The organism is Alphaproteobacteria bacterium LSUCC0684 (genome assembly GCA_041228335.1).
In the GTDB taxonomy this organism is placed as follows: domain Bacteria; phylum Pseudomonadota; class Alphaproteobacteria; order Puniceispirillales; family UBA1172.
Genome location: CP166130.1, coordinates 2,331,777 through 2,348,240, shown reverse-complemented (window position 1 = coordinate 2,348,240; position 16,464 = coordinate 2,331,777). Strand labels below are relative to the sequence as shown.

Annotated in this window: 12 protein-coding genes; 9 read left to right on the top strand and 3 right to left on the bottom strand. The window is 56.9% G+C overall.

The window, feature by feature from the left end; genetic code table 11:
- Positions 1–123 precede the first annotated feature (123 nt).
- The 6 genes from AB8880_11260 (at position 124) to pckA (ending at position 7,088) form a co-directional block, all read left to right on the top strand.
- Positions 124–1,371: an ABC transporter substrate-binding protein gene (locus tag AB8880_11260; GenBank protein XDZ65484.1), complete on the top strand. Its 1,248-nt coding sequence runs from the start codon at positions 124–126 to the stop codon at positions 1,369–1,371.
- A gap of 60 nt (positions 1,372–1,431) precedes the next feature.
- Entirely contained in the window at positions 1,432–2,304 is an 873-nt protein-coding gene (locus tag AB8880_11255) for a carbohydrate ABC transporter permease (protein XDZ65483.1), read from the top strand.
- Positions 2,297–3,187: a carbohydrate ABC transporter permease gene (locus AB8880_11250; GenBank protein XDZ65482.1), complete on the top strand. Its 891-nt coding sequence runs from the start codon at positions 2,297–2,299 to the stop codon at positions 3,185–3,187. Before AB8880_11255 ends, AB8880_11250 begins: the two co-directional genes overlap by 8 nt.
- Before the next feature lie 2 nt (positions 3,188–3,189).
- On the top strand, positions 3,190–4,287 hold the full coding sequence (locus AB8880_11245; protein ID XDZ65481.1) for an ABC transporter ATP-binding protein: 1,098 nt from the start codon (positions 3,190–3,192) through the stop codon (positions 4,285–4,287).
- Positions 4,288–4,313: 26 nt separating this feature from the next.
- Positions 4,314–5,297, top strand: coding sequence for an ROK family protein (locus AB8880_11240; GenBank protein XDZ65480.1), 984 nt, complete (start codon positions 4,314–4,316; stop codon positions 5,295–5,297).
- Positions 5,298–5,480: 183 nt separating this feature from the next.
- Positions 5,481–7,088: a phosphoenolpyruvate carboxykinase (ATP) gene (pckA, locus tag AB8880_11235; protein XDZ67065.1), complete on the top strand. Its 1,608-nt coding sequence runs from the start codon at positions 5,481–5,483 to the stop codon at positions 7,086–7,088.
- 32 nt (positions 7,089–7,120) lie between these two features.
- On the opposite strand, the gene AB8880_11230 is transcribed toward pckA, so the two are convergent.
- The gene (locus AB8880_11230; protein ID XDZ65479.1) at positions 7,121–8,113 is read right to left on the bottom strand and encodes an NAD(P)H-quinone oxidoreductase; all 993 of its coding nucleotides are present in this window, start codon (positions 8,111–8,113) and stop codon (positions 7,121–7,123) included.
- Between the two features lie 296 nt (positions 8,114–8,409).
- Here AB8880_11230 and AB8880_11225 point away from each other — a divergent pair, with 296 nt between their 5' ends.
- The 3 genes from AB8880_11225 (at position 8,410) to AB8880_11215 (ending at position 14,096) form a co-directional block, all read left to right on the top strand.
- Entirely contained in the window at positions 8,410–10,101 is a 1,692-nt protein-coding gene (locus AB8880_11225) for an NAD(P)H-dependent oxidoreductase subunit E (GenBank protein ID XDZ65478.1), read from the top strand.
- A gap of 10 nt (positions 10,102–10,111) precedes the next feature.
- Positions 10,112–12,880 carry a formate dehydrogenase subunit alpha gene (gene fdhF / locus AB8880_11220; protein ID XDZ65477.1) on the top strand — a complete coding sequence of 923 codons (2,769 nt, stop codon included), beginning with the start codon at positions 10,112–10,114 and terminating at the stop codon, positions 12,878–12,880.
- Positions 12,881–13,031: 151 nt separating this feature from the next.
- Positions 13,032–14,096 carry a ketopantoate reductase family protein gene (locus tag AB8880_11215; GenBank protein ID XDZ65476.1) on the top strand — a complete coding sequence of 355 codons (1,065 nt, stop codon included), beginning with the start codon at positions 13,032–13,034 and terminating at the stop codon, positions 14,094–14,096.
- A gap of 69 nt (positions 14,097–14,165) precedes the next feature.
- Here AB8880_11215 and sucD read toward each other — a convergent pair whose 3' ends face one another.
- Both sucD and sucC read right to left on the bottom strand, forming a co-directional pair.
- Positions 14,166–15,068, bottom strand: coding sequence for a succinate--CoA ligase subunit alpha (gene sucD / locus AB8880_11210; GenBank protein XDZ65475.1), 903 nt, complete (start codon positions 15,066–15,068; stop codon positions 14,166–14,168).
- A 4-nt stretch (positions 15,069–15,072) separates the two neighbouring features.
- On the bottom strand, positions 15,073–16,266 hold the full coding sequence (sucC, locus tag AB8880_11205) for an ADP-forming succinate--CoA ligase subunit beta (protein ID XDZ65474.1): 1,194 nt from the start codon (positions 16,264–16,266) through the stop codon (positions 15,073–15,075).
- Between the last annotated feature and the right edge of the window lie 198 nt (positions 16,267–16,464).

Genomic DNA, 16,464 nt, shown 5'->3' with positions numbered 1-16,464 from the left:
AAACCTCTCAAAAATTGACATGATCTTGCATTTTTCGGCCTGAATCTGTTTGAAAAATACAATCGGCATCATCAATCTGGAGGGATGAATTTTCAATTGGGATTGTCAATTTGGGAGGACAAAATGAAATCCAGATTTATCCTTGCAGCATCCGCTGCGCTTACGCTTGCTTGTGCCGGTGTTGCAAAAGCAGAGCCGCAGGCAGAAGTTCTGCATTGGTGGACCTCGGGCGGTGAAGCCAAATCTGTCGCCGTATTGCAGCAGGAATTCGCTTCCCGCGGCGGCACTTGGACAGATATGCCCGTTGCTGGTGGTGGGGGTGATGCGGCCATGACCGCACTGCGTGCACGTGTTCTTTCCGGCAACGCACCGACCGCCGTCCAGCTGAAAGGCCCTGCTATCCAGGAATGGTATGAAGAAGGCGCGCTTTCCGATATTTCATCTGTCGCCGAAAAGCATGGCTGGGCCGATGTGCTGCCAGCATCCATTGCCGGTCACATGAAATGCGAAGGCAAATGGTGTGCCGCGCCGGTGAACGTTCATCGCATTGACTGGATCTGGGCAAATGCCGCCGTTCTCGCTGATAACGGTATCGCCATGCCAACGTCCTGGGATGAGTTCAACGCCGCCGCTGATAAACTGCTGGCCAAGGGCATCACCCCGCTTGCACATGGCGGTCAGGCCTGGCAGGACGCCACCGTCTTTGAGGCCGTGGCGCTTGGCATCGGCGGGCCCGAGTTTTTCCACAAAGCTTTTGTTGAACTTGATCAGGCAACCCTGAAGTCCGCTACGATGGTCAAGGTTTTTGACCAGATGCGTAAACTGCGCGGCTATGTTGACAGCAATTTCTCCGGTCGTGACTGGAACCTTGCCACGGCAATGGTCATGAATGGCGAAGCCGCTTTTCAGATCATGGGTGACTGGGCAAAGGGTGAATTCCTTGCCGCCGGCAAGCGCCCCGGCATCGATTTCCTCTGCGCATCGACACCTGGTGAAGGCTTCCTCTATAACGTGGACAGTTTCGCGATGTTTGATGTCAGTGGTGACGACAAGCAAGCCGGACAGATGCTGCTGGCGGAACTGATCGTCGGCCAGAACTTCCAGAAGGTCTTCAACATGAACAAAGGCTCGATCCCTGCTCGTGTTGACGTGGCGCTGGATGATTTTGACACTTGCGCCCATATTTCCGCACAGGATATGGCCACCAGCAATGCCGGCGGGTCTCTCCTGCCGTCCTATGCCCATGGCATGGCGCTTCGCGGGGCCCAGTCCGGCGCCATCACCGATGTGGTGACCGCACATTTCAACTCTGACATGTCTTCATCCGAGGCTGTTGAAATGCTTGCAAAGTCTGTTGCAAACAGCCTGTAGAATACCATCCCCCACCTGCCGGGTTACCGGCAGGTGGGTTTTTCTTTTGTGAGGCTCCAGATGATCGACTGGTTGGAAAAACAGATGCCCAAGATCGTTTTGGCGCCGTCTTTCTTGGTCTCACTTGTTTTTGTATATGGTTTTATCGGCTGGACAGCCTGGGTTTCGCTGACCCGGTCAAGATTGCTGCCCCGTTATGATCTCTACGGTTTCATTCAGTATGAGCGTCTTTTTGATTCCCTTCGCTGGGATACCGCGATCAATAATCTGTTTATTTTTGGTATTCTTTTTATTTCGATCTCCACCGTCCTCGGGTTGATCCTGGCGATCTTGCTTGATCAGAAAATCCGTACCGAAGGGGTCATCCGTACCATCTATCTTTATCCCATGGCCCTGTCGCTGATCGTTACGGGCACGGCATGGAAATGGATACTCAATCCCGGTCTTGGCTTTGAAGCCGCTATCCGCGGGCTGGGCTGGTCGGATTTCAGTTTTGACTGGCTGGTTGATCCCGAGATGGCGATCTATACCGTGGTGATTGCCGGTGTCTGGCAAGCTTCTGGCTTTGTCATGGCACTGTTTCTGGCGGGTTTGCGATCCATTGATCAGGAGGTGATCAAAGCCGCGCAGGTCGATGGCATCCCCACCTGGCGGATCTACACATCGATCATCATTCCATCGATGGCGTCGATCTTTCTGTCGGCTTTTATCGTTCTCGCGCATCTGGCGATCAAGAGTTTTGATCTCGTCATCGCGCTGACTGGCGGCGGCCCCGGTTTCGCAACGGACTTGCCGGCAACCTATATGTATACGATGGCATTCTCACGAGGCGATCTTGGCCAGGCGGCAAGTTCGGCCATGGTGATGATGGCCATCATCTTCGCGATTGTCGTGCCGTATCTCTATTCCGAATTGAGGGCCAGGCATGACTGATCTTGCCAATATTTCATCACGCTCTTTTTCGATGAAAAACATCATCCTGCGCTGGGTGCTCTATGTCCTGCTTGCGATCTTTGCCGTCTATTATTTGCTGCCGCTTTTCGTGATGGTGACCACGTCGCTCAAGTCGCTTGAAGAAATCCGCACAGGCTCGCTGATTTCGCTGCCCCGTGACGTAACTTTCCAGGCCTGGCAGACGGCATGGTCAAGCGCCTGTTCCGGCATCAAATGTGAAGGCCTGCGCCCCTATTTCTGGAATTCCGTCATCATGGCGGTGCCTGCGGTGATCATCTCGACGCTAATCGGTGCCATCAATGGTTATGCGGTGGCGCAATGGCGGTTTCGAGGCGCAAACCTCATCTTTGCGCTGATCCTTTTTGGATGTTTTATCCCGTTCCAGGTGGTGCTGCTCCCGATGGCGCGCCTGCTTGGGCAGATGGGGCTTGCAGGTTCAATTCCCGGCCTGATCTTGGTTCATGTCATTTATGGTATCGGCTTCACGACACTGTTCTTCCGTAATTACTATGTCACCATTCCTATTGAACTGGTTAAAGCCGCCAAGGTGGATGGCGCCTCCTTCTTCCGCATTTTTTTCTCGATTTTTCTGCCCCTGTCCCTGCCCATCATTGTTGTCACGGTGATCTGGCAGTTTACCCAGATCTGGAATGACTTCCTTTTTGGCGTCTCTTTTTCAGAAGCCGGTACCCAGCCTGTCACCGTCGCGCTCAACAACATCGTCAATTCAACCACCGGCGTGAAGGAATATAATGTCGATATGGCTTCGGCCATCATTGCCGCCTTGCCGACATTGGTCGTTTATGTGATCGCCGGAAAATATTTCATCCGCGGTCTGACAGCAGGTTCAGTGAAAGGATAACCATGCCCCCTATTCTGGAATTAAAAGAATTGAACAAGAAATTCGGCACGGTTGATATTCTAAAGAATGTCAATGTCAGCATCGATACAGGCGAGTTTCTGGTTCTGGTCGGCCCTTCGGGTTGCGGCAAGTCGACCTTGCTGAATTGTATCGCCGGGCTTGAGCCGATCTCCAGCGGTTCGGTGATGATTGATGGACGTGATATGCAGAATATCAGCCCCAAGGATCGTGATATTGCCATGGTCTTTCAGTCCTATGCGCTCTACCCCACAATGACCGTTGCAAAGAACATCACCTTCGGGATGAAGGTGCGGGGTGTAGATAAAGCCCTTCAGCAGGAAAAACTCGCCGAAGTGGCGCGTCAGTTGCAGATAGAAGCCTTGCTGGATCGACGCCCATCCCAGCTTTCGGGTGGCCAGCGCCAGCGTGTCGCCATGGGGCGGGCGCTTGTTCGTGACCCGAAACTCTTTCTTTTTGATGAACCTCTTTCCAATCTCGATGCCAAACTCCGCGTGGAAATGCGGACAGAGATCAAGAAACTGCATCAAAACCTGAATGCCTCCATGGTCTACGTCACCCATGATCAAATCGAGGCCATGACGCTGGCCACCAAGATCGTTGTGATGAAAGGCGGTGTTATTCAGCAGATCGGCACTCCTGCTGAAATTTACAGCCACCCCGCCAATCTCTTTGTTGCTGATTTCATGGGTTCACCGGCGATGAATCTGATCCCCGCCAGGGTGGAAAAGAAGGGCAAGGGCTCTAAATTCATCATCCATCGCAACGACAGCAGTGATCTGATCCTCACGGATATGACCGCGAGGAATCTGCCGGAGCGTGTTGTTCTCGGCATCCGCCCTGAAGATATTGCTGATGCAAAATCACATAAACGTTCAAGTGATCAGGTCTCATCCTGCCGGATCGATGTGGTGGAACCTGCAGGTGCAGATACCTATGTCCTGATGTCGCTTGGCGGTATTGAGGTAACGGCACGACTTCAGGCTGAAACCACCGCAACTGCTGGCCTTGAGATGGATTTGTCGTTCAATATGGACAAAGCCTCATATTTCGATGCAGATACAGGTGAAAGGCTGAATTAACGCCTCCGGTGCCGTTGGGATAATGCATGTCTGTAGTCGCTGTTGATGTTGGTGGGACAAATGTACGCTTCGGCTTTGCAGAGGCCGAAAGGGCACCCCTGTCGCATATCAGAAATCTGGCTTGCGCGGATTTTCCCGGGATTGAAGATGCCATCGATGCCTATCTGGGCAGTTTGCCCGATACGCAAAGCCGCAGGATAAGGGCCGTCAGCATCGCCGTCGCCGCGCCGGTGCTGGAAGATGTCATCAATGTTACCAACAATCATTGGCAATTCAGCAAAACAGCATTGCTGAATCACCTGCCCGTCAAAAGCCTCCTGGTGATTAATGACTTCACGGCCCAGGCCCTCGCCCAGGCCGATCCTGAAACTTGCGGCAATGAGCTTGTCCTTGATGGCGCCTCCCATCCTGATGCGCCGTTGCTGGTGATCGGCCCGGGCACGGGGCTGGGTGTTGCGGCGCTGATCTCTGTTGATCAAGAGTGTTTTGTCGTCGAAGGTGAAGGCGGGCATGTGCATTTCACCCCACGCGATGATCTGGAAAGTGAGCTTGAGGCCTTCCTGCGCCAGACCTCTCCTTATGTCAGCGCAGAGAACGTGATAAGTGGCCCGGGGCTTGAGGTGATCTATCGTTTCCTTTGCCATCTTGATGGTATCGATGCGGCAGGCTGGACCGCCGCAGATATTGGCAAGGCCGCACTTCATGAAAACGGGCTTGCCCGCAAGGCGGTGCTGATACTGCTGAACGCACTGGCGACGGTCATGGTCAATGCCATACTGACCATGGGGTGCTGGCGCGGGGCGGTTATCGCGGGAGGCATCGTTCCCCGCCTTGCCTCGCTTATTCCGGAAAGCCGTTTTGAAGAACGCTTTCGGCATGCCGGCATCATGCAGAACATCTTTGAACATATTCCGGTATGGCTTGCGACAGATACGATGGCAGGCCTTTATGGCGCAAAAAATGCGCTGACCAATCCCAATCTGGCGTCAAGGCGGCTGGCAAAAACCTAGCCGCTGTTCAAAATGGTGAAAGGCTAGGCACGGCCCTGCCCGATATTAAATCCCGTAACTTCATGCTAACCTGCATCATGGTGCGGCATCGCAGTTTATGCCGCTACTGGTTGACAAGATCTCGAACTTCAATACATTTAGATCCACCCGGCCTATGGCCGGATTTTTCACCGTTGAGAGAGAATACCGTTGCAAGATTTTCTGGAAAGAATTGGCATCACCGATGCCAAAGAGATCATTACCAATCCGACTTATGACCGCCTTTATGAAGATGAACTTGATCCGGGCCTGGAAGGATACGCACGCGGCTACCTGACCGAACTTGGCGCGGTCAATGTGCTTACCGGTGAATATACCGGCCGCTCGCCCAAGGATAAATTCATCGTCAAAGATGAAACCACCGCCGATACTTTATGGTGGAATGGCAATGGGGCCAAGAACGACAACAAACCGATATCCCCTGAAATCTGGTCTGAACTCAAAGACCTCTGCATGGCCCAGCTCAGCGGCAAGAAACTCTATGTTGTCGATGGCTATTGCGGCGCCAATATGGACACCTGCCTTAAGGTCCGCTTTGTCATGGAAGTCGCCTGGCAGGCGCATTTCGTCAAGAACATGTTCATCCGCCCGAGCGAGGAAGAACTCGCGGATTTCGAGCCGGACTTCACCGTTGTCAACGCCTCCATGGCCAGGAATGAAAACTGGCAGGCGCAGGGGCTGAACTCGTCGACCTTCATTGCCTTCAACCTGACCGAGCGCATGCAGTTGATCTGCGGCTCCTGGTACGGCGGCGAGATGAAGAAGGGCATGTTCGCCATGATGAACTATCTCCTGCCGCAGAAGGGGATTGCTTCCATGCATTGCTCGGCAAATATGGGCAAGGATGGCGATGTGGCGCTGTTCTTTGGTCTTTCAGGTACGGGCAAGACAACCCTTTCGGCCTCGGCGAACCGGAGTCTCATCGGTGATGATGAACATGGCTGGGATGATGATGGCGTGTTCAATTTCGAAGGGGGTTGCTATGCCAAGACAAGTGACCTCAATGAAGAAAGCGAGCCTGAGATCTATCGTGCTGTCCGCCGGGATGCCTTGCTTGAAAACGTCATGGTTGATTCCAATGGCAAGATTGATTTCAGCGATACAAGCCTGACCCAGAACACCCGGGTCTCCTATCCGATCTATCATATCGAAAACATCGTCCGCCCGGTCTCCAAAGGCGGGCATGCGAAAAACGTGCTCTTTCTTACTGCTGATGCCTATGGTGTTCTGCCGGCGGTATCGATCCTCGATGATGCCGCGACCCAGTATCATTTCCTGAGCGGATTTACCGCCAAAATGGCCGGGATGGAACGTGGCATGACCGAACATCAGCCCACTTTTTCGGCCTGTTTCGGGGCCGCCTTCCTGACCTTGCATCCCACGGTTTATGCCGATGTGCTCAGCAAGCGGATGCGGGCCTCAGGGGCGCGGGCCTTCCTCATCAACACCGGATGGAACGGCCAGGGCAAACGCATTTCCCTTGCCAATACACGGGCGCTGATTGACGCCATCATGGCCGGTGAAATCGATGAGGCCGACACCGCAACCCTGCCGGTCTTCAATCTCAGGATCCCGACACGTCTCGCCGGGCTTGGTGCGGATGTGCTTGACCCGCGGTCAAGCTATGATGATCCAGCCGAATGGCAAAAAAAAGCCGAACATCTTGCCGGGCTCTTCATTGAGAATTTCAAGAAGTTCACCGATACCGAAGCCGGCCGGCAGCTTGTCAAGGCAGGCCCCCGGCTCGGCTGATTTCAGGCTCCGGGCTGGTTGTGACCTGCGGATCAGGATGCGGTGGTGAGCAGGATCTTGCCGCGCAGGCCGCCGCCTTCCATCATCTCATGCGCTGCCGTCGCCTCGGCAAGGGGGAAGGTTCGGAAGGTGGTTGGCTGTAGCCTGCCTTTGGCAAAAAGGGGCCAGACCGTTTTCCGCAGATCCGCGGCCACCGCGGCCTTGAAACCGGTCGGCCGTGACCGCAGCGTTGATCCGGTCAGAGTCAACCGTTTCAGCATCAGCGGCATGAGATCAATCTCCACTTTCGAGCCGTGATTGAAGGCAAGCTGGATGATCCGTGCGTCGGTGCGGGCTGCCTTTATGTTGCGGGCAATATAATCACCGCCGATGATATCGATGATGATATCCGCGCCGCCTGCCTCGCGCAGGGCTGGCATGAAATCCTCTTCCCTGAAATTGATGGCCCGCCTGGCGCCAAGACCCTCGCACCAGGAACACGCATCGGCACTGCCGGCGGTGGTGTAGACATTGAGCCCCATGGCATGGCCGATCTGAATGGCCGTTGAACCAATCCCGCCCGCGCCGCCGTGAACCAGCAGATTTCCCCCTTGCGGAATGTCACGCCCCAAGAACACATTGCTCCAGATGGTAAAATAGGTTTCGGGCAGCCCGGCGGCATCGATCATGTCCACGCCTTCGGGGATGGGCAGGCAATGGGCCGCATCGACCGCAACATATTCAGCATATCCCCCGCCATTGGTGAGCGCGCAGACCTGGTCACCGACCGTCCAGCCGGTCACGGCATCGCCGAGGGCGGCAATTCGGCCGGAAACCTCAAGTCCCAGAAGATCGGATGCGCCTTCTGGTGGCGGATAAAGACCGCGGCGTTGCAGCAGATCAGGTCCGTTTACCCCTGCAGCGGCAACCTCGATCAGCACCTCATGATCTGCCGGAACAGGGCAGGGCCGGGTGCCAGCCTCCAGCACGTCCGGTCCACCTGCTTCCCGTATGATGATGACGTTCATGTTTTCTGGTGTGGTCATGGCCTGATCCTGTTTGAAAAATCCTATCCCCAAAAACGGTGTTCCGGTTGAGACTGTCGGGTATCCACCTGTTCCTGTCGTGAATTTGGTAGCGCAATCACCGGCGCTGGTCAATTAAGGGAAGTGTTTTATGGCGTTGGATCTGTTTGCTGGCCCGATGAATGGGCTGGTGAGGATGGACTGGCAGGGTTACTTGCGAAAGGGCGGCGCAAAAAATTATCTGGTATACCAGATAATTTATTTGACGCATCAAGCCACAAGTGGAAAACTCTGTCTCAGAGCCGAGGGAGGATGAATTGACCGCGATTACCGAAAACAAAGGTATCTGGAAGAGTGGTTCAGGTAAGGGTCGGAAGACGCCGAAGGGACGTCAGGTTGATTCTGGAGCGTTATCCGAGGTTCGAGTTCTGCTTGGTTCTGGCCCGTATCGCCGCGATCTTCTGATCGAATACCTTCATCTGATTCAGGACAGGTACGGGTATCTTGGTCATGCGCATCTCTGCGCGCTGGCAAGCGAGTTGAAACTGGCGCAGGCGGAAGTGTATGAGGTTGCGAGTTTCTATGCGCATTTCACGGTGGTGGGTGAGGGGGAGACGCCGCCACCGGCGCTGACGATCCGGGTCTGTGATTCGCTGTCCTGTGAGCTTGCCGGTGCCTCGGCGCTCAAGGCGGCGCTTGAAGAAGGTCTTGATCCGTCGGAAGTGCGTGTCTTGCGGGCGCCCTGCATGGGGAGATGCGATACCGCTCCGGCCCTAGAGCTTGGCCATCATCATATCGACCATGCGGATCTTGCCAAGGTTGAGGCGGCAATCGCGGCCGGAGAAACCCACGCACATATACCGGTTTATCAAGACCTGGCGGCGTATCGCGCCGAGGGCGGGTACGCGAAACTTGAGGAGTTACGTGCCGGCGGGTCCTGGGAAGAGGTGCAGGAAACGGTGCTGGCAAGCGGTCTTCGCGGTCTTGGCGGGGCGGGATTTCCATCGGGCCGGAAATGGGGTTTTGTTCGGGCAGCCGAAGGGCCACGCTATCTTGCGGTGAACGGGGATGAGGGCGAGCCCGGAACCTTCAAGGACAGATATTATCTTGAGCGGGTGCCGCATCTGTTTCTCGAAGGGATGCTGATCGCGGCCTGGGCCGTGGAAGCTGAACGCTGTTATATCTACATGCGGGATGAGTATCCGGCGGTTCTGGAGATTCTGCGTCGTGAGATCAGGGCGCTTGAAGGGTCAGGTCTTGTCGAGGCTGGATATGTTGAGTTGCGGCGCGGTGCGGGGGCGTATATCTGCGGTGAGGAAAGCGCGATGATCGAGTCGATCGAAGGCAAGCGTGGTCTGCCGCGTCATCGCCCGCCCTATGTCGCGCAGGTTGGTCTTTTTGGCCGGCCGACGCTGGTGCATAATATCGAAACGCTGCACTGGGTGGCGCGGGTCTGCCGGGAAGGCCCGGAGATACTGTCATCGGTTGAGAAGAACGGCCGCAAGGGGCTGAGGAGTTATTCGGTATCCGGCCGGGTGGCGAAGCCCGGGGTGTATCTGTTGCCGGCGGGCTCGACGATCACCGATATCATTGCCGCGGCGGGCGGGATGATGGCGGGTCACGCATTCCGTGCCTACCAGCCCGGGGGGCCATCTTCGGGGATACTGCCAGCTTCGATTGATGATGTGCCGCTTGATTTTGACACGCTGCAACCGCTGGGGAGTTTTATCGGTTCCGCCGCGGTGGTGGTGTTGTCGGATCAGGATCGGGTCCGTGATGCGGCGTTGAACATGCTGCGGTTTTTCGAGGATGAAAGCTGCGGGCAATGCACGCCGTGCCGGACAGGATGCGGCAAGGCGGTGCAGCTGATGCAGGCGGAGACATGGGATCAGGAACTGCTGTCGGATCTCTGCGAGGTGATGCAGGATGCGTCGATTTGCGGGCTAGGTCAGGCAGCGCCAAATCCGATCCGGCTGACGATGAAACATTTTGCCGACGAAATTAGCTGAGGCGGGGGCCATGCTTGATAGACCAACGACGAAAACCGTAACCTTCACGCTGGACGGGAAGGATGTGACGGTCCCTGAGGGGACGACCCTCTGGGATGCGGCGCGGGGCCAGGGTACGGAAATCCCGCATCTCTGCCACAAGCCGGCGACCGGCTACCGGGCCGATGGCAACTGCCGGGCCTGCATGGTGGAGATCGAGGGCGAACGGACGCTGGCGGCGTCCTGTATCCGGGTGGCCACCGACGGGATGGTGGTATCAAGCGGGAGCGAACGGGCGGCTAAATCCCGGGCGCTGGTGGTCGAGCTTCTGGCGGCGGACCAGCCCGCCGAGGCGCATGACCGATCATCTCATTTTGCGGCGATGAAGGCAGCGAACAAGATCGAGGAGAGCCGTTTTCCGGCCCGTGATGCGACCGAAATCCCGCTTCTGGATGACAGCCATGTGGCGATGCGGGTCAATCTCGATGCGTGCATCCACTGCAATCTCTGCGTCCGGGCATGTCGGGAAGTTCAGGTGAATGACGTGATCGGAATGTCGGGGCGTGGCCATAAGGCGGAGATTGTCTTTGACATGGCGGATCCGATGGGCAGTTCCACCTGCGTGGCCTGCGGGGAATGTGTTCAGGCCTGCCCGACCGGCGCGCTGATGCCGGCAACGGTGGTGGATGCAGCCCAACGCGGCGACAGCCGAGATTTTGATCGTGAGGTATCGTCGGTATGCCCGTATTGCGGGGTTGGATGCCAGCTCAGCTTCAAGATCAAGGATGATCAGATCAAATATGTCGAGGGGATTGAAGGCCCGGCGAATGAAAGCCGTCTTTGCGTCAAGGGCCGGTTCGGCTTTGACTATATCCACCATCCCCACCGGCTGACAAGGCCGCTGATCCGGCGTGATGATGCGCCGGCAAAAGGGCTTGATGTCGATCCGTCCAATCCCCTGACCCATTTCCGGGAAGCGAGTTGGGAAGAAGCGCTTGACGTGGCGGCGGCGGGTCTTGCGGCCCAGCGTGAAGTGGCGGGAACGCGGGTGGCGGGGTTTGGCTCGGCAAAATGCTCGAACGAAGAGGCCTATCTCTTCCAGAAACTGATCCGCCAGGGTTTTGGTCATAACAACGTCGATCACTGCACGCGGCTCTGCCATGCGTCATCGGTGGCGGCGTTGCTGGAGAATGTCGGCTCCGGCGCGGTGACGGCAACCTTCAATGAGATTGAACATGCGGATGTGGCGATCGTGATCGGGGCCAACCCGACCGAAAACCATCCGGTGGCGGCAACCTATTTCAAGCAGTTTGCCAAGCGTGGCGGCAAGCTGATCGTGATGGATCCGCGGGGCCAGGGGCTGAAGCGGCATGCCACGCATATGCTTCAGTTCAGCCCCGGGGCGGATGTGGCGATGCTCAACGGGATCATGAACGTGATCGTTGAAGAAGAGCTCTATGATCAGCAGTATATTGATGGCTTCACCGAGAACTGGGCTGACATGAAGGCGCATCTTGCGGCGTTCCCGCCTGAGAAGATGGCCGATATCTGCGGCATTCCGGCAGAGACACTACGCCAGGTGGCGCGTGATTTTGCCGGGGCAAAAGCCGGGATGATCTTCTGGGGGATGGGCGTCTCGCAGCATATCCATGGCACCGACAACTCGCGCTGCCTGATCTCGCTTGCGCTGATGTGCGGCCATGTCGGCCGCCCCGGCACGGGCCTGCACCCCTTGCGTGGCCAGAACAACGTGCAGGGGGCGTCGGATGCGGGCCTGATCCCGATGTTCCTGCCCGATTACCAGAGCGTGACCGATGATGGGGTGCGTTCGGCTTTTGAGGAGATCTGGCAGGATGGAAGGATAAATCCGGAAAAGGGGCTGACGGTGACCGAGATCATGGATGCGGTCCATGCCGGGGATATCGGCGGGATGTATATCCTCGGGGAGAACCCGGCCATGTCCGACCCGGATGTCGAACATGCACGCGATGCGCTGGCGAAACTGGATCATCTGGTGGTGCAGGATATCTTCCTGACCGAAACCGCCAATTACGCCGATGTCATCCTGCCGTCGTCGGCCTGGCCGGAGAAAACCGGCACGGTGACCAACACCAACCGGCAGGTGCAGATGGGCCGTCCGGCGGTGCCGCCTCCGGGAGAGGCGCGGGAAGACTGGTGGATCACGACAGCGCTCGCCCGCGCACTCGGGCTTGACTGGAACTACACCCACCCGCGGGAAGTCTTTGCTGAAATGAAGGTATCGATGAAGTCGCTTGCCAATATCACCTGGGAGCGGCTCGAAGCCCAGAGCGCGGTGACCTACCCGTCCTTGAGCCCCGAAGACCCGGGGCAGCCGATTGTCTTTGGCGACGGTTTCCCTCGCGCGGGCGGGCGCGCCAGGTTCACCCCGGCCGGGATCATCCGTCCGGCAGAAGACCCGGATGAAAACTACCCGATGATCATGACAACGGGGCGGCAGCTCGAACACTGGCATACCGGTTCTATGACACGCCGGGCAAGCGTGCTCGATGCGGTGGAACCCGAAGCCAATGCCTCGCTCAACCCGGCAACCCTTGCGCGTCTCGGGGTCGAGGCCGGCGAGACCATCGCGATCGAAACCCGCCGTGGCCGGATCACGATCATGGCCCGGGCCGACACCGCCGTGGCCGAGGACATGGTCTTCGTGCCCTTCGCCTATGTCGAAGCCGCCGCCAATATCCTCACCAACCCGCAGCTTGACCCTTATGGGAAAATCCCCGAGTTCAAGTTCGCCGCCTGCAGGATTTCGAAAGCCTCATGAAAGCGATGTGAATCCCGGGTCACCCGCGCCGGATTGTGTAAATGTAAATAATTTACAATTTTCTGGTTTTCACCATTTTCCTTAGGGATTACGGGCCTGTCTTGTAGATTGCACGGGTCAAGACAGATGATCTGGCAGGAAGGTGACCATCATGCGTATTTTGATTCTCGGAGCATCCTACGGCTCGCTTCTATCAACCAAACTTCTGATGGCGGGACATGACGTCTCCCTGATCTGCCGCGCCCGGACGGCGGCGCTGATCAACAAGGAAGGCACGGAAGTCCGGATCAAGCTCAAGGATGAGGATACGCATCGCTCGATAAGGTCGGCGGATCTGCCGGGATCGGTTGACGCCGTCACGCCTGAGGACGCAAGGCCCGAAAATTATGACATGATCGCCCTTGCCATGCAGGAGCCGCAGTATTCCTCACCCTCGGTGCGGGAATTGATGCAGCGCATCGCCCTGAGCGGCAAGCCCTGTCTTTCGATTATGAACATGCCGCCGCTTCCATATCTTCGCCGGATTGAAAGCCTCGCTGATGCCGATCTTTCGGACTGTTTTGATGATGCCTCGGTATGGGATAATTTTGATCCGGATCTGGTGACGCTCTGCAGCCCTGATCCGCAGGCGTTCCGGCCGCCCGAAGAAGGCGCAAACATTCTTCATGTCGGCCTGCCGACCAATTTCAAGGCAGCGGATTTCGCCTGTCCTGAACACAGCGCCATGTTGCGCCAGCTGGAAGACGATATCGCCGCCGTACAACTGGATGGCAAGGATGTTCCGGTCAAACTCCGGGTGCATGACAGCCTTTTCGTGCCAATGGCGAAATGGAGCATGCTGCTGACGGGGAATTACCGCTGTGTTGAGGTTGACCATGTTCAGCCGATCCGTGATGCGGTGCATGGGGATGTCGCCTCATCCGAGGCGATGTATCACTGGGTGGATCAACTGGCCCGGCGCCTCGGTGCATCTGCCGAAGATCAGGTTCCTTTTGAAAAATACGCCAATGCGGCACAGAATCTGCTCAAGCCGTCCTCGGCGGCACGCGCCATCGATAGCGGCGCCGAGAAGATCGAACGGGTGGATCGTCTCGTTCAGCGGATCGGTCAGCGATTCGGCCTTCAGAACTCGACCGTGGACCGGATTGTGGCCATCGTGGATGCGCGGCTTGAAGACAACGCGGCCAGTTCCGTGCCGATGTCCCAGGCCGTCTAGATCTTTCTTCTTCAGATATAAAAAAAGAGCGTCACTGGGGTGACGCTCTTTTCGCTGGGAGGACGTTTTTTATCCTTTGAGGAGATTGACCAGGGTCTGCCCCAGTTGCGCTGGCGATGGGGATACTTTGACCCCGGCGGATTGGAGGGCCTCGATCTTGTCTTCGGCGCCGCCTTTGCCGCCGGAAATCACGGCACCGGCATGACCCATGGTCCGGCCCGGAGGTGAGGTCCGGCCAGCGATGAAGCCCACCGTTGGCTTGGCGCGTCCCTTTTTGGCTTCATCTTTTAGAAACTGGGCTGCGTCTTCTTCGGCCGAGCCGCCGATTTCACCGATCATGATAATCGAGGTTGTTTCCGGATCGCCGAGGAACATCTCGAGAATATCGATAAACTCGGTTCCCTTGACCGGATCGCCCCCTATGCCGACCGCCGTCGACTGGCCGAGCCCTTCCTGGGATGTCTGGAACACCGCTTCATAGGTCAGGGTGCCAGAGCGCGACAACACACCAACAGATCCGCGGCGGAAGATACTGCTCGGCATGATGCCGATCTTGCATTCTTCAGGCGTCAGCAGACCCGGGCAGTTGGGGCCGATGAGGCGTGAGCCGGAGGCATCCAGTTTCTCCTTGACCCGGACCATGTCCTGAACAGGCACGCCTTCGGTAATGCAGGTGATAAGCTCAATCCCGGCATCGATGGATTCTTCGATGGCCGCCGCCGCCCCTGCCGGGGGAACATAGATCACCGAGGCATTGGCGCCGGTTGCCTCCCTGGCTTCGGCCACGGTGGCGAAAAGAGGAAGCCTCACCCCGTCAGCGCTCACCCATTCCTGACCGCCTTTCGATGGATGCGTGCCTGCTACCATCTGGGTTCCGTGATAGGCCAGCGCCTGCTCGGTATGGAAGGTTCCGGTCTTGCCGGTAAGCCCCTGAACGATGACTTTCGTGTCTTTGTTGATAAGTATCGACATGGTCTTACCCCCTTACCGCATTGACGATTTTCTGCGCCGCATCATCAAGATCATCGGCGGCAATCACGTTCAGCCCGCTTTTCTCGATGATGGCTTTGCCTTCGGCGACTTTGGTGCCTTCGAGCCGCACCACAAGCGGCACTTGAAGGCCGACTTCACGTGCCGCGGTCACCACCCCTTCGGCGATGACATCGCAGCGCATGATGCCGCCGAAAATATTGACAAGAATGCCTTTGACATTCGGATCAGCGGTGATGATCTTGAAGGCGGCGGTCACTTTTTCAGTTGTCGCCCCGCCCCCGACATCGAGAAAGTTTGCCGGCTCAGCCCCGTACATCTTGATGATATCCATGGTGGCCATGGCCAGACCTGCGCCATTGACCATGCAGCCGATATCGCCGTCAAGAGCGATATAGGCCAGGTCATATTTGGAGGCCTCGATTTCCTTGTCGTCCTCCTCGGTGATATCGCGCAGCTCCATGATATCGGGGTGGCGGAACAGCGCGTTGCCATCAAAGGAGACCTTTGCGTCAAGCACCTGCAGCCTGTTCTCCTTGGTGACGATCAGCGGGTTGATCTCAAGAAGGCTCATGTCTTTCGAGGTGAATGCCTTGTAGAGATTGGCGAAGAGCTCCATGCCATCGGCCCTTGCCTCTCCTTCGAGCTTGAGGGCATCGGCAAGCTGGCTGGCATCAGCCTCGGTGCAGCCGGCGCTGGCGCGGATACCGACGGAGTGTATCTTTTCCGGCGTGTCATGGGCCACGGTTTCAATGTCCATGCCGCCTTCGGTGGAGACAACAAAAGATGTCTGGCCGGTTTCGCGATCGACAAGAATGGAAAGATAGAGTTCGCGATCAATCGCCGCGCCGTCTTCGATATAAAGCCGGTTGACTGCCTTGCCGGCGGGACCTGTCTGGTTGGTGACCAGCGTTTTGCCGAACATTTCCTCGATATTCTGCAAGGCTTCATCGCGGGAGAAACTGACGCGAACACCTCCCTTGGCGTCGTCGCCAAGCTCCTTGAACTTGCCCTTGCCGCGGCCACCTGCATGAATCTGGCTCTTGACCACCCAGACCGGCCCCGGCAGCTGATCCACCGCCGCCTGGGCTTCGTCGAGGCTGGTGATGGCCACGCCGCGGGCCACCGGTGCGCCAAAATCCTTGAGAACCTGTTTGGCCTGATATTCATGAATGTTCATTGTTTCATCTCCTTAACTCCCCACATGTCCCTGGCGATATCGATATTGGCAGGATAGCTGCAAGGCTCAGCATCTTATGCCTGTACCTGGTGATGAAATCAACGCCGCTCGGTTGCTGATGTATCATCTTTCTGCCTTCCTCCATGCATCACTTACGCGAAAACTGCCCTGCCGTTGCGGCGAAAATCGAGCATCAGA

Bases quoted from the DNA above. Each gene is read 5' to 3' on its own strand.
- AB8880_11260 (XDZ65484.1), top strand. From the start codon at position 124: ATGAAATCCAGATTTATCCTTGCAGCATCCGCTGCGCTTACGCTTGCT.
- AB8880_11255 (XDZ65483.1), top strand. From the start codon at position 1,432: ATGATCGACTGGTTGGAAAAACAGATGCCCAAGATCGTTTTGGCGCCG.
- AB8880_11250 (XDZ65482.1), top strand. From the start codon at position 2,297: ATGACTGATCTTGCCAATATTTCATCACGCTCTTTTTCGATGAAAAAC.
- AB8880_11245 (XDZ65481.1), top strand. From the start codon at position 3,190: ATGCCCCCTATTCTGGAATTAAAAGAATTGAACAAGAAATTCGGCACG.
- AB8880_11240 (XDZ65480.1), top strand. From the start codon at position 4,314: ATGTCTGTAGTCGCTGTTGATGTTGGTGGGACAAATGTACGCTTCGGC.
- AB8880_11230 (XDZ65479.1), bottom strand. From the start codon at position 8,113: ATGACCACACCAGAAAACATGAACGTCATCATCATACGGGAAGCAGGT.
- fdhF (XDZ65477.1), top strand. From the start codon at position 10,112: ATGCTTGATAGACCAACGACGAAAACCGTAACCTTCACGCTGGACGGG.
- AB8880_11215 (XDZ65476.1), top strand. From the start codon at position 13,032: ATGCGTATTTTGATTCTCGGAGCATCCTACGGCTCGCTTCTATCAACC.
- sucD (XDZ65475.1), bottom strand. From the start codon at position 15,068: ATGTCGATACTTATCAACAAAGACACGAAAGTCATCGTTCAGGGGCTT.
- sucC (XDZ65474.1), bottom strand. From the start codon at position 16,266: ATGAACATTCATGAATATCAGGCCAAACAGGTTCTCAAGGATTTTGGC.